We start from the raw sequence: 13,067 nt of genomic DNA, 5'->3' as shown, positions 1-13,067 counted from the left end.
CTGCTCTATGGGCAGTCGCTTTTTTTATGGGTATACCTGATGTTTAGTGGAAGAACAGGTAAGCGATAAAGATGGCGGCAATAGCACCTGCAAAGTCGGCCAGCAAACCGCAGGTCAGGGCGTAGCGGGAGCGCTTAATGCCTACCGAGCCAAAGTACACCGCCAGTATATAGAAGGTTGTTTCAGTCGAACCCTGGAAAGCGGAGGCCATACGACCTACGAACGAGTCGACACCGTACGTGGTCATGGCTTCCACCATCAGACCACGGGCACCGCTGCCGCTCAGTGGCTTCATAAAGGCTACTGGCAGGGCAGGAACAAAGTCTGTGTTTACACCGGTAAGAGCGATCAGATAGCCTATACTATCCACGATCATATCCAAAGCACCAGAAGTACGGAACACGCCTATGGCTACCAGTATCGCTACCAGGTAGGGTATAATGGTGATGGCCACTGTGAAACCCTCCTTAGCGCCTTCAATAAAGGCTTCGTACACATTCACTTTACGAATGAGCGCCAGTCCAACAAACGAAATGATGATCGAGAAGAGGATTACATTGCTGGCCACCTGTGAAATGACGCTGACCTGTTCCTGCGAAATGGTGCTGAAGTAGTAAATCAATCCGCCAATCAGTAGCAGCAAAGTGCCTATATAGGCCATGATCACGGGATTGAACAGGTTGATGCGCTGATACAGGGCCACGGCAATCAAGCCCACCATGGTAGAGAAGAAGGTAGCCAGCAGAATAGGGATAAAAATATCAGAAGGATCAGCTGCGCCCAGCTGCGCCCGGAATACCATGATACTGATCGGAATAATAGTGAGACCGGAGGTGTTAAGCACCAGGAACATGATCTGAGCATTCGATGCGCGATCCTTGATCGGATTGAGCTCCTGCATCTCTTTCATCGCTTTCAGCCCAAGTGGTGTAGCGGCATTGTCGAGCCCCAGCATGTTGGCTGAGAAGTTCATCAGGATAGATCCGAACACGGGGTGGTTCTTCGGGATCTCCGGGAAGAGTCGGTTGAAAAAGGGTGCCACCAGTCGGGAGAAAATGGCGATGATACCACCTCGTTCACCGACTTTCATCAGGCCCAGCCACAGCGTCATCACGCCGGTCAGGCCGAGCGAAATTTCAAAGCCGAGTTTGGCATTGTCGAAGGTGCTGGTAACGAGTTTCTGGAAGATCTCTACATCGCGAAACACGATGAGCTGGAACAAAGCAATAGCAAAGGCGATCAGAAAGAAGGCCGCCCACAGATAGTTTAATACCATGAAGCAAAGGTTGGTCTGGAATCAGACTGTAAGATACAAACTGATTCCAAAAGGGAAGGATTTTAGGCGACAAAATTCTATTACTGCCTAATGTAGTATTCCATGAAAGAGCTCCGGCCGGTCGCCCTGCAAGTCATATACAAATCCGTTCAGTACAGCATATCTGGCTTGGTCTTGCGCATCTTTCAGGATAAAATTGGCCGGCTCGTCAAGTGCAAGTTGGTGATTGACGATGCTGGCTATACCTGTCACGTTGAGTGGGAGCGAGGTCGGGTCGGGCAGTACGCCGGGCAGGTGCTTTACCCGGATGGTGGTAAAGCCCTGGCTGAGCAGTTCGGCTCCAAGTTCCGAGGTCAGGTCATCGAGACTGTCGATGGGCTGCTCGTATACCTTGCCGGGTACCAGGGTGAGGCCGGATGCATCGAGCTCCTCGTAGCCATGGAACACACTCATATCGCCAATTTCTTCTACCGCACTGCTATGGTAAAACCCGAGGTGGTTCGGAGCGTCTACCTCCAGCCGGTTAATGCCAATATCCAGCATCGTGTCGCGGCCGTTTTCGATATAGCGGACGTGGCGCAGTACCAGGTCGTAAAGGTGACGCTGGTTTTCAGGTATACGGTCATAGCCTTCCAGTTCAAAGGCTTTGTAGGCATCCTCTGCAATCAGGTATAGGCCTGATAGAATGGCCGTGAAGTTCAGTTGGCGGATGTGCTGCTTTTCCGGATCACCGTGCTGTCCACCCGACTCCACCAGTATTACGCTGGTGCCCCATTTCTGGATGTTATCGCCAAAAGCCCGGGGCTCGTGCTCGTCGTTGAATTTGGCTACCTGCCCAGGTATAAACTGCTGCAGTACATGGTCCATACCCGCGATGGTGCGCATGGCCCTTTCACGCACTGTATTGATGTTGCGGGCATGGTCATAAGCCGGAGCCAGAAACGAAATAGTGGCCGGACGCGCCGTATAGCCGGCCGTATAGTAGCGACTTTGGTCGTGCAGGTTAAAGCCAAAGGCCGGCTCGAACTGATCACGCAATTGTTTGAGCAATTCTGATTCCGGGCTCTGCAATCGCAACGCATCGCGGTTCATGTCTATACCTAAGGCATTGCGTCGGGTGTACATTTCGGCCCCATCCGGGTTGAGCATCGGCACAATATAAAGCGTCAGGTGCTCCAGGATATGTTTGCGTATGGCATCCAGTTCGTCCGTCTGATTGAGGAAATGCAGCAGGTCAAACAAAGCCATGGTGGCGGTGGGCTCGTCGCCGTGCATCTGCGACCAAAGCATAACTTTAGTTTTGCCGGTACCCGCCTTGATCAAATAGATCGAACGCCCCTGCACCGAGTGACCTGCCACCTGCACCTCGAAGGCTGACTGCTCCTGCAGTTGCTCAATCAGGGGCACAATATCGCGGTGTCGGAAGCGCCGGTGCCGCAGTGCAGACTCTTTGTACTTATGGTGGCTATGGTAAAGTTGCTGGCCCAATTCCTGAATAGCAGCTGGTATGTTGCTGTTTGAAGATGTCGTATTCATCGTAACGTTTTAAGATGCTCTCTATAAAAAATGCCTCCCGCTTCAGGGCTATACCTGAAAGGGGAGGCACTGCCCTGTTGGGGCGCTATACCTGTTGGTGGCTTAGTTGCCAGGCCATGCACCCCACGGAATGCGAGCCAATACCAGGATCAAAGCGATGGTGTAAAAAATAGCAATGCTGCTGAAACGCTTCTTGTTGTCCTGCAGACGCTTGGCACGGGCATAACCTACGGTGATCAATACAACAGCGATGATCATGGTCAGCGGGTGCTCCAGCACGTAAAGTCTTGAAGTGGAATCCTTCATGAAGCCTTCGTTTGCAAGTTCAATTCCAAGTGGGGATATAAAGTAGAGAATCACACCGATCACCCACTGCAAGTGTGCAGGTATAAGGCCCAACAAGCCCATTTTTCTGTCTTTGTCTGTAAAAGGCTTATTGCCAGACATGCCCATGAAGGCAAATATGATGCTTACAAGAAGGCCTAGAATTACCAGATAGGCCATGAAGGAGTGTAGATGTTGTAATCCTGTATACATTTCAGAGATTGTGGTTAGTGTCAGCTGTAAATATAGGGATTAAATTATCAATTCAGATGCGGAAGCCCTATTTTAGATGTGCAGACAGCATACATAAGAAAGCCCCGCACACACGAAGTGCACGGGGCTTTTTAGTAGTTTCGGTGGTTATTAGCGACTTTTGCCAATTTTCTTGTTCTCAGGAACAGTCCACAAATAGATGGTAGATCCGTCTATCACCTGGGTCTCTTCCGGCTCCCAGTCACCCATGTCGAAGGCGTGTGACACAATGCGGGTACCAGGCTTCAGCTGCTCGAGCAACACCGGACGAAGCTTCATGTTCACGTTAGGCAACAGGTATAGCGTCACTACAGAGGCTGGTCGGTAGTCCACTTTGAATAGATCCTGCTCCACAAATTTCACCTTATTGGTCACGCCGGCCTCACGAGCATTCTGGTTGGCTTCTTTGATACGCTCGGGGTTGATGTCAAAGCCAGTACCTGTGGCACCGTGCTCCTTTGCCGCCGTGATCACGATACGGCCATCGCCGCAACCCAGGTCATACACGACATCACCGTCTGACACATTTGCCAGTTTCAGCATGGCATCCACTACTTTCTGAGGAGTTGGAACATAGGGGACGTCAAGCTTAGGTGTTGCAGTGGTTTGGGCAAATGCCGCAGAAGCGAATAGTGTCAGCACGAGTGTGCACAGCGAATTTCTGATTGCTCTCATCTTGTTTTCATTAAGTTAGTAATCCATTTAAGAAAATATCAGGTATAAGGTGAGCGGTTTTGTGATGGCGTATCTTATCCGGAGAAGAGAAACGCGCACAGGGTGTATTTACGTGCAGCCGGGACTAGTAGTTCTTAATTGTGGCATTTTATGGATATTTTAGTAGGACTTCTTTAAGCGACTACGCTGTCACGCTGCCTGTTCTTTCTGTTTCTGGATGCGAGGGATAGCCAGCAACACCAGTACCCCTACTACCAGCACGCCTATACCTACCAGGGCTCCCAGCCCCGTGTACATTAGGCTGGAATAGAACAGGTAGCCACTCGTCAGGCAGAAAATAAGGGGCAGCACAGGGTATAGCGGTACCTTGAAGGGTCTTGGACGCTCTGGCTCTTTGCGGCGAAGCACAAACAAGGCGATACCTACCAGTAGCAGAAAGAACCAGAAAACCGGCGCCGTGTACTCTACCATCGTCTCGAATCCGTTGCGGGTGAAGAGTGCCAGTCCAACCAGCGCCAGCGACACCACGCCCTGTACTACATAGGCATTTACCGGAGAGGATGCTTTGGTATTCCATTTTCCTAAGTAACTGAATACCGGGAAGTCGCGGCCCAATGCATAATTTGTACGGGCACCAGTCAGTATAGTGGCATTGGCGGAGGTGAGGGCGGCCAGCGTCACAATGATGCCGATGAGCACCATGCCCGTGTCACCTAGCGTTACCCGTACAAGGTCAGCTGCTATGGCGTCAGAGGCGGCCATCCCCTCCAGCCCCAGCACATGCAGGTAGGCCAGGTTGATGAGCAGGTAGATCAGGGTGATAACGGCAATACTGGCGATCAGGGCGGTTGCCATACCCCGGCGTCCGCTCTTGAGCTCCGCAGAAATATAGGCTGCTTCATTCCAGCCGCCGAAGGTGAGCAGCACAAACACCATGGCCAGGCCCATGGAAGTGCCGTTGCCTGTACCTGCATTCCCTGCCGCTACTGCTTCGTCAGGAGTGAACAGGAAGGCCGCTCCCAGGACGATCAGGATGCCCAGTACTTCGAGTATGATCAGAAAACGCTGCACGCCTGTGCCAAAGCTAACCCCCACAATGTTGATCGTAGTGAGCAAGACCACGACCAATCCCGCATAGATGACCGAGGAGAGCTCTCCGATGCTGTAGATCTGGGCCATATAATCGCCGATGATAAAAGAAAGCAACGCAATAGAACCAGTTTGGATGACGCTCATACGCGCCCATGCAAAGAGAAAAGCCAGCCGTTTGCCGAAGGCCCTTGTCAGGAAGTGATAGTCACCCCCGGCATGTGGGAAAGTGGTAGTCAGTTCAGCGTAGCAGAGTGCCCCGATCAACGAAACCAGCCCACCCAATACCCAGGTGGTGAGAAACATGGTACCGCTCTCCACATTGGCAGCCACCAGCGAGGGTGTTCGAAATATGCCGGCACCCACCACCACGCCCACAATAACAGCGATGGCATCGAACATGCTCAGGGCGGGTCTGGGCTCTGCTTTGGGTTTTTCTTCGGCTGAAACTTCTGTTTGGGTTGAAGCGAGCGTCGCGTCTGCCGCAGGATAGTCTTCGTTCAGGTTAGGCATAGTTTTATTGCTAGGTGTAGGCTTCATCGTCTCTGACCCACTGTTTACGGAGGGTAACAGGATCTAAGTTGTAAACCATGCGCTTTTTTAAAGAGTAAGTAGTATATAGGAAGGTTTACTGGTTGGGACAAATCAGGTATAGCCTTTGAGGAAAATGTTCACTTCATTCTCAAAAACAGCTGTTATGAACTCTAATCTGCCTATCAGCCAACCCGGTCGTGTGATAATCGGTAAAGCAAGTGGTAAAACATCAATATTTATGGGAAAAGCTGTCGGCACTTTTTTGATTGCCATCCTTTCTGCCGTGCTAGCCATTGTGGGGTACAAACTCTTCGAAGGCAGTTCACAGCAAAACGGCAACTTCAACAACGATAACACTGCTGCCACACCGGTGGTCTCGTCGGTTGGCAACCCGGATTTTGTGCCGGCCGCAGCCAATGTGACGCCTGCCGTCGTGCACATCAAAACGCTTTACAACGTCAACCAAACCAGTCGCAACCCAATCTACGAGTTGTTCGGTGTGCCACAGCAATCCACCCCGGCACGTGGCTCAGGCTCAGGTGTACTCATATCAGGCGATGGCTATATCGTGACCAATAACCACGTGATCGACCGGGCCTCAGGTATAGAAGTGGTGCTGCCTGACCGCCGTACCTTCGAGGCCAAGCTGATCGGAACGGACCCAAGCACGGACCTGGCTTTGCTTAAAGTGGAGGCAAGTGATTTGCCGGTGGTGCCGCTAGGTGATTCAGATAAAGTGCAGGTAGGAGAATGGGTGCTGGCCGTAGGTTACCCGCTTTCGCTTAACTCGACTGTAACAGCTGGTATTGTGAGCGCCAAAGGCCGTAGCATCGGCATCCTGAACCGGCCAGGGCAGGGCGGATACGTGGACCCAGCACAGGTAGCCAATACCGCCATCGAGTCTTTTATTCAAACTGACGCGGCCATTAACCCCGGCAACAGCGGTGGTGCTCTGGTTAACACTTCCGGGCAGCTGATCGGCATCAATACAGCCATTGCCTCGCAAACGGGTAGCTATGCTGGTTATGGCTTTGCTATACCTGTCAACCTGATGCAGAAAGTTGTGGGCGATATACGGAAGTACGGGCAGGTACGTCGGGGCTTTTTGGGTGTGAACTTCCCGGTTCCCGCTGTAGAGGACCAGATGCTGCGGGCACGGGGCATCGATCCGGGAGAAGTGAGTGGCGTGTACATCATGGGTGTTCAGCCGGGTAGCGGCGCCGAAAAAGCAGGCTTGAAAGAAGGCGACATTATACAAGGTATAGACGGCATTGAAGTGAACACATCAGCAGAGCTTTCAGAACGCATTGCCCGCTACTACCCCGGCGACAGGGTAGAGTTGGCGATATTGCGGGATGGCAAACAGCGAAAAGCCACGGTCACATTGCAGGGCGAAGAAGAGGAAACAGTTACCGAGGGCGCTGCCAAAGGCTTAGAAGCAAGATTAGGTGCTACTTTTGCGCCAATCAACGATCGTATGAAGCAGCGCTACGGTCTGAGCGAGGGCGTGTACGTCACTAAGATTCAGCCAGGGGGGTTCTTCGACTCAGCAGGTATACCGGAGGGAACCGTGATCGCCCGCGTGAACGGCCGCCCTGTGAATAGCCTTGCTGACATCAGTAAATCACTGGCAGCATCGCGCAGCGGTATGGTGCGGCTGGACGGCATTACGCCAGACGGTACGGCCTTTGTGTTCAACTTCCCGCTGGGTGCGTAAGGGCTTATGACGGACACAGATTCAAATAGGCTATACATCGGCACTTCCGGCTGGAGCTACCGCTGGCGGGAAGTGCTGTATCCGCCTGAGCTTAAGTCGGCAGACTTCCTGAGCCACTATGCCAACCGCTTTAACTGCACGGAGATCAACAGCAGCTTCTACCACTTCACCATGGCCAAAACCATTGAGAAGTGGCTGACTCAGACACCGGCGCATTTTAAGTTTGCACCCAAGCTGCACCAGGAGATCACGCACAAGCGCAAGTTTCAGGATATCGAAGAACCGCTGCAGAAATTCATGTCACGCTACCAGCTAATGGGAGAGCGGCTGGGACCGGTGCTGGTGCAGATCGCCGGCAGTTTCCGATTCGACAAAGGTATAGCTGGTGATTTTTACCATACCTTGCGGGAGCTATACCCAGAGCAGGCTTTTGCGCTGGAGGCCCGGCACGTCACGTGGTTCACGGAGGAGTCCTTTGACTTGATGCGCGAACACAACATTACCACCGTTATCGCCAATGCCGGCAAGCGGTTCCCGGGCACTGAAGTTACGACCACTGATATAGCCTACCTGCGGCTCCACGGCGACGAGAAAATGTACTCCTCGTCCTACTCCGACGAAAAGCTGGAGCGTTATGCCTACATGGTGAAAGATTGGCTGGAAGATGGCAAAGAGGTATGGGTATTCTTTAATAACACCATCGTAGGCAATGCCGTGCTCAATGCCGACAGGCTGCGGGAGTTAGTGAGCGAGCTATAATTAATATCAGAAAGGGATGACTCTAAGTGTTTAAACATCAAAGGATTAAATTTGATGGTAACTCTCTGGAAATGTAGTCACTAAAAATATATAGTGTTTTCAAAACATTTCGGCTGGAAGTGTGTAATACCTGCGATATGATTTAGCCTTTCAACCATGCGCTTATTCTTCTTTTTCTTACTGCTTTTGCCAACACTTAGCTTTGCACAGTCTGGTGTGATAACGGGTACTGTGCGCGACGCCAACACCAGAGAGGCCCTGATCGGAGTATCGGTGCAGGTGGTAGGCACACAGCTGGGTACGGTTACCAACGAAAGCGGCTCCTACCGGATCGACAACATTCCACTGGGCAGCTATACCTTACAGAGCTCATACATTGGCTACCAGCCACTAAGTAAATTCAACGTGAACGTAACCTCAGGTAATGCCCAGATCATCAACTTTGAGCTGGTGCCGGCTTCAAGTCAGTTGGGTGAGGTAGAAGTGGTGGCACGGCGCCGACAGAGCGCGGCCATCGCCGATATCGTGACGCCGCTGTCGGTGCAAAGCCTGAGCACAGAGGAGATCCGCAGCAACCCGGGCGGTAACTTCGACATCTCGAAAGTAGTGCAAGTACTACCGGGTGTGGCCACCAGCGGCTCCGGCGGGGGTAGCCGCAACGACCTCATCATCCGTGGCGGCGCGCCGAGCGAGAACGTGTATTACCTCGATGGCATCGAGATTCCGTTGATCAATCACTTTACCACGCAGGGCAGTGCAGGCGGGGCAACCGGTATCCTGAACGTATCCTTTATCGAGGACCTGAAGGTGAGCTCTTCCGCCTTCGACGCCCGGTACGACAATGCCCTGGCTTCGGTTTTTGAGTTCCGGCAGCGCTATGGCAACCCGGAGCGTTTCTCGGGCAACGTGCGCCTGAGCGGCTCGGAGTTTGCGACAACACTAGAGGGACCGCTTTCTTCGAAAACAACCTACCTCGTATCGGCGCGGCGCAGCTATTTGCAGTTCCTGTTCAAGTTGCTCGATCTGCCTATCCGGCCTAATTACTGGGACTTCCAGTATAAGGTTGACCACAAGATCGACAGCAAAACATCGCTTTCGTTCATCGGGGTGGGGGCCATTGATGAGTTTGCCTTTGGGGTGCCGCGCAACAGTACGCCTGAAAGTGAGTACATTCTGCGCTCTATACCTTCCAACAACCAATGGAACTACACGACTGGCGTGGCCATGAAAAGGCTCGTAAAAGATGGCTACGTGAACCTGGCTTTAAGCCGAAACGCCTTTAACATTGATCTGGAAAAGACGGAGGCGGCGCAGGAGGGAAGTAATTCCCAGCTCACCCTCAAATCAACTTCACGTGAAACCGAGAATAAGCTGCGCCTGGACGTGAATAAGTACCAGAACGGTTTCAAGTATGCTTATGGAGTGTCGGGGCAGTATGTACAGTTCACCAACGACATCTTCAGCCTGATCCGCAACGAGGTGCGAGATGAAAACGGAAACCTGGTGCAGCCTGCCGTAACGGTGGACTACGACACAAACCTCGACTTCTTCAGGTATGGGGCTTTCGGTCAGGTGTCACGTACGGTGCTAAACAACCGGCTCGGGCTGTCTTTTGGCCTGCGCACCGACATGAACACCTTCACAGACGAAGGCCGCAATCCGCTGAAAACGCTCTCGCCGCGCCTGTCAGCCTCATACCTGCTTACAGATAAATGGACGATCAACGGCTCTTGGGGCACTTATTATAAACTACCAACCTATACTGTACTAGGTTATCAGGAGAATAACCGCTTCCTGAACCGCTCAGCTGATTACATCCGGTCCATCCACTATGTGCTGGGCACGGAGTTTCTGCCACGCGAGGATCTGCGCTTCACAGTTGAGGGCTTCTATAAAGACTATGACAACTACCCTGTGTCGCTGCGCGATGGTATTTCGCTGGCCAACCAGGGAGGTGATTTCGGTTCGATTGGTAATGAAGCCGTGAGTACCACCGGGAAGGGGAGGGCTTACGGAGCGGAGTTTTATGTACAGAAAAAGCTGACGGGGTCGGTGTTCGGTGTGCTGTCCTATACCTATGTGATCAGCGAGTTTGCCGGTACCGACGGTCGCTATGTGGCTAGTGCATGGGACTACCGCCACCTCGCCTCCGGCTTGCTGGGAAAGAAGCTGCCACACAACTGGGAGTTTGGAGCCAAGTACCGTTTCGCAGGCGGTGCACCTGCTACGCCTTTCGATCTGGAGTCCTCGCAGCGCAACTATGCCTCGCTGGGTGTAGGTATACTCGACTACACCCGCCTCAACTCAGAGCGTCTGCGGCCACTCAGCCAGTTGGATGTGCGCATCGACAAAAAGTGGAACTTCAGCCGCATCACACTTGACCTGTTTCTGGACATTGCCAATGTGCTGGCCAGCAACACACCCGGCTTCGACCGCTATACCTTCCAGCGCAACGAGGACAACACCGGTTTCGCGACCACCGATGGCAATCCGCTGCGCAACGATGGAAGTAATGCCATACCTGTCATTCTCAAAAACAATGATGGCAATCTGGTGCCTACGTTAGGGTTTATTGTAGAATTTTAGAACTGTAAATTTAGGCCGCTGCTGTGCCTTATTTCTTAAAAGACGTACCTTTGAGAAGTATGTCCTAACATCAGAGAAAGACACAGCATGAGCAACCGAAACTCCGTATTATACAGTATCATTTTCAACAGATGCCCGCGTTGCCGTGAAGGCAAAATGTTCAAGAGTGGACTCTATACCACCAGGTTTTCTGATATGCACACCAACTGCCCCTGCTGTGGGCAGGAGTTTGAGCCGGAGCCCGGCTTTTATTATGGCGCCATGTACGTGAGTTTCGCATTCAATGTGGCCATCTTCATTGTGTGTCTCTTCATCCTTTCCCAATTCGTAGAGGAGATCACGATGGCCATGATGATTGGGGTGGTGGCTGCCGTGGTGGTTGGCTTGTTGCCGGTGATCTTCAGATGGTCTCGCTCACTCTACATTCACATTTTTGTACGCTACGAAGGCCCCTGTAGTGAAATCCCCAACAAGCTGCATCGTTAGTAACGCTAAATATACTAACGCACAGTAAAACCCTGCATGGTATAGAGTATACCCAAACCAAGTGACTGGTTATACTGCACGTCGCTGTCTTGGTCGTAGTCGTAGATGAAGTTGGCCATCAGGTTGACGTTGATGTAGCGGTTTACCTTAGCCGTGAGTGTGGAGTTGAGCATGTGGTCAATGCGCTTACCGGACAGCTCCTTATAATTGATGTAGGACATGTAATTCAGCCGGAGGTTGACATTAGTGAAGATATCGCGGTTATAAGTGGCCTGCACCATGGCCGCTAACCACTCCGTGCGTACACTTTTGCCTTCCGGCACGCCGTATCGCTCATTAGCTGCTACCGCGTCATCTGCCAGAAAAGTAAAGCGGGGTGCGAAAGGGCTCAGGCGAAGTGAAAAGTAAGGGTTCGGTTTATATTCAGCCCCCAGTGCAAACGTCAGGAAGCCCGGCGACAGGAAGTTTGAAATAAGCCGGTCGTTGCCGTCGGCGTCCACGTCATATTCATAGCCTCTGGTGAACTGCGACAGGAAGTTAGCCGACACAAAAGTGTTCCAGTCCGAAGAAATAGCATAGCCATACTTGGAGTCCAGGAAGATGCGGTCGATACTCTTGCGCTGCTCCTCACCCTTGTTTTTAAGCAAACCGTACTGCATTTGCACGGCGTTGTCCCAGGAGGTTTTACCCAGCTTATAATCGGCGCGTGCATCCAGGTGCGAATTGAAAGCAATTGAGCTGATGCCGCCTGCTTTCCAGTTGTCGCTGAAGGCGGCCTGGTTCAGGTTGATGCCCGCCGAAAAAGTTCTGCGCCAGGTGGTGTCGGGTTCTACCTGTGCCGAAGCTGTAGTTACCGTTAAAAGGATGATCAGGAAGGAGAATAGAATTTTCTGCATGTGTAAGCTTTATATGTCAAAAGGGTTATGATTAGCAAGGCAAGTATGAAATTATAGCTATGCTTGCTTGTTGCTATATAGCGCTTACGCAATTCTGCAGGTATGGGTATATTTTTTCAGATGCCGCTGCCTCATCTCTTCCTCATTAATTCGGGATGAAAGGTGATTACCGCTGTCCTTCTCTTGTAAAAGGCACAAATACGACAGGCATCAGGTTGCGGGTCACAGCTTTGCCCTTTTTCTTTTCGATCAGCTTGAGGGTTTGGGTACTATAAACAGGACCGACAGGTATAACCATGCGGCCGCCTTCTTTGAGTTGTTCAAACAGGGGAGGGGGAACAGACTCGGCACCGGCCGTCACGACAATGGCGTCGAAAGGCGCATGCTCCGTCCAGCCAGCATAGCCGTCGCCTATTTTGACCTCCACGTTATCATAACCCAGTTGTTTTAGTCGTGCCGCCGCCGCCCGCCCATGCTCCGGTACAATTTCAATGGTGTATACCTGCTTGACGATTTCAGCCAGCACAGCAGCCTGATAGCCAGAGCCGGTGCCGATTTCCAGCACTTTCATATCTGGTTTAGGTCTGATCACCTGCGTCATATAAGCCACCATGTAAGGCTGTGAAATAGTTTGCTTGAGCCCTATGGGCAATGCGCCGTCAGAGTAGGCTTCTGCAGCGATGGAAGGAGGTACAAAGAGGTGCCGTTGCACAGAGCGCATGGCATTCAGCACGGCTTTGTCACTTATTCCGCGTCGTTTGATCTGCTGCTCGACCATTCGCTCTCGCTGCACTTTGTAAGCGTCTTCCTGTACGGGAGCTAACAGCAGTATTATGAAAATGATAATATTAATCGGAGATCCCATCACACCTCTAACCGTCACATCAAACCTCTTCTTTTATATACTTCTGATATAAGAAGAAGTTGACTCAGGCTA

Annotated in this window: 11 protein-coding genes; 4 read left to right on the top strand and 7 right to left on the bottom strand. The window is 51.9% G+C overall.

Annotated features, from left to right (window positions below; all coding sequences use genetic code 11):
• Positions 1-43: 43 nt before the first annotated feature.
• The 5 genes from I0P70_RS15595 to I0P70_RS15575 form a co-directional block, all read right to left on the bottom strand.
• Positions 44-1,276, bottom strand: coding sequence for a nucleoside recognition domain-containing protein (locus I0P70_RS15595; RefSeq protein WP_196119777.1), 1,233 nt, complete (start codon positions 1,274-1,276; stop codon positions 44-46).
• An 87-nt stretch (positions 1,277-1,363) separates the two neighbouring features.
• On the bottom strand, positions 1,364-2,812 hold the full coding sequence (locus tag I0P70_RS15590; RefSeq protein WP_196119775.1) for a M14 metallopeptidase family protein: 1,449 nt from the start codon (positions 2,810-2,812) through the stop codon (positions 1,364-1,366).
• Positions 2,813-2,914: 102 nt separating this feature from the next.
• Positions 2,915-3,316 (bottom strand): hypothetical protein, encoded by a 402-nt coding sequence (locus I0P70_RS15585; protein WP_196119773.1) that lies wholly within the window; start codon positions 3,314-3,316, stop codon positions 2,915-2,917.
• Between the two features lie 183 nt (positions 3,317-3,499).
• Positions 3,500-4,063: a cyclopropane-fatty-acyl-phospholipid synthase family protein gene (locus I0P70_RS15580; protein ID WP_196119771.1), complete on the bottom strand. Its 564-nt coding sequence runs from the start codon at positions 4,061-4,063 to the stop codon at positions 3,500-3,502.
• A 189-nt stretch (positions 4,064-4,252) separates the two neighbouring features.
• Positions 4,253-5,665 carry an APC family permease gene (locus tag I0P70_RS15575; protein ID WP_196119769.1) on the bottom strand — a complete coding sequence of 471 codons (1,413 nt, stop codon included), beginning with the start codon at positions 5,663-5,665 and terminating at the stop codon, positions 4,253-4,255.
• 259 nt (positions 5,666-5,924) lie between these two features.
• Between I0P70_RS15575 and I0P70_RS15570 the strand changes: the two genes are divergently transcribed.
• From I0P70_RS15570 to I0P70_RS15555, 4 genes are all read left to right on the top strand, one after another.
• Positions 5,925-7,403 carry a Do family serine endopeptidase gene (locus I0P70_RS15570; RefSeq protein ID WP_196119767.1) on the top strand — a complete coding sequence of 493 codons (1,479 nt, stop codon included), beginning with the start codon at positions 5,925-5,927 and terminating at the stop codon, positions 7,401-7,403.
• A gap of 6 nt (positions 7,404-7,409) precedes the next feature.
• Entirely contained in the window at positions 7,410-8,162 is a 753-nt protein-coding gene (locus I0P70_RS15565) for a DUF72 domain-containing protein (RefSeq protein ID WP_196119765.1), read from the top strand.
• A 156-nt stretch (positions 8,163-8,318) separates the two neighbouring features.
• Positions 8,319-10,748: a TonB-dependent receptor gene (locus I0P70_RS15560; RefSeq protein ID WP_196119763.1), complete on the top strand. Its 2,430-nt coding sequence runs from the start codon at positions 8,319-8,321 to the stop codon at positions 10,746-10,748.
• An 87-nt stretch (positions 10,749-10,835) separates the two neighbouring features.
• Positions 10,836-11,234 carry a DUF983 domain-containing protein gene (locus tag I0P70_RS15555; RefSeq protein WP_196119761.1) on the top strand — a complete coding sequence of 133 codons (399 nt, stop codon included), beginning with the start codon at positions 10,836-10,838 and terminating at the stop codon, positions 11,232-11,234.
• 14 nt (positions 11,235-11,248) lie between these two features.
• Here the strand turns inward: I0P70_RS15555 and I0P70_RS15550 are convergent, their stop codons facing one another.
• Both I0P70_RS15550 and I0P70_RS15545 read right to left on the bottom strand, forming a co-directional pair.
• Positions 11,249-12,130, bottom strand: coding sequence for a DUF3078 domain-containing protein (locus I0P70_RS15550; RefSeq protein ID WP_196119759.1), 882 nt, complete (start codon positions 12,128-12,130; stop codon positions 11,249-11,251).
• A 166-nt stretch (positions 12,131-12,296) separates the two neighbouring features.
• Positions 12,297-13,013, bottom strand: coding sequence for a protein-L-isoaspartate(D-aspartate) O-methyltransferase (locus I0P70_RS15545; RefSeq protein ID WP_370583235.1), 717 nt, complete (start codon positions 13,011-13,013; stop codon positions 12,297-12,299).
• Positions 13,014-13,067: the final 54 nt, after the last annotated feature.

Source organism: Pontibacter sp. FD36 (assembly GCF_015686655.1).
Classification (GTDB): domain Bacteria; phylum Bacteroidota; class Bacteroidia; order Cytophagales; family Hymenobacteraceae; genus Pontibacter.
This window is presented reverse-complemented; position numbering and strand designations above follow the sequence as displayed.

Coding starts and splice junctions, on each gene's coding strand:
- I0P70_RS15595 (WP_196119777.1), bottom strand. CDS start 1,276: ATGGTATTAAACTATCTGTGGGCGGCCTTCTTTCTGATCGCCTTTGCT.
- I0P70_RS15590 (WP_196119775.1), bottom strand. CDS start 2,812: ATGAATACGACATCTTCAAACAGCAACATACCAGCTGCTATTCAGGAA.
- I0P70_RS15585 (WP_196119773.1), bottom strand. CDS start 3,316: ATGGCCTATCTGGTAATTCTAGGCCTTCTTGTAAGCATCATATTTGCC.
- I0P70_RS15580 (WP_196119771.1), bottom strand. CDS start 4,063: ATGAGAGCAATCAGAAATTCGCTGTGCACACTCGTGCTGACACTATTC.
- I0P70_RS15575 (WP_196119769.1), bottom strand. CDS start 5,665: ATGCCTAACCTGAACGAAGACTATCCTGCGGCAGACGCGACGCTCGCT.
- I0P70_RS15570 (WP_196119767.1), top strand. CDS start 5,925: ATGGGAAAAGCTGTCGGCACTTTTTTGATTGCCATCCTTTCTGCCGTG.
- I0P70_RS15565 (WP_196119765.1), top strand. CDS start 7,410: ATGACGGACACAGATTCAAATAGGCTATACATCGGCACTTCCGGCTGG.
- I0P70_RS15560 (WP_196119763.1), top strand. CDS start 8,319: ATGCGCTTATTCTTCTTTTTCTTACTGCTTTTGCCAACACTTAGCTTT.
- I0P70_RS15555 (WP_196119761.1), top strand. CDS start 10,836: ATGAGCAACCGAAACTCCGTATTATACAGTATCATTTTCAACAGATGC.
- I0P70_RS15550 (WP_196119759.1), bottom strand. CDS start 12,130: ATGCAGAAAATTCTATTCTCCTTCCTGATCATCCTTTTAACGGTAACT.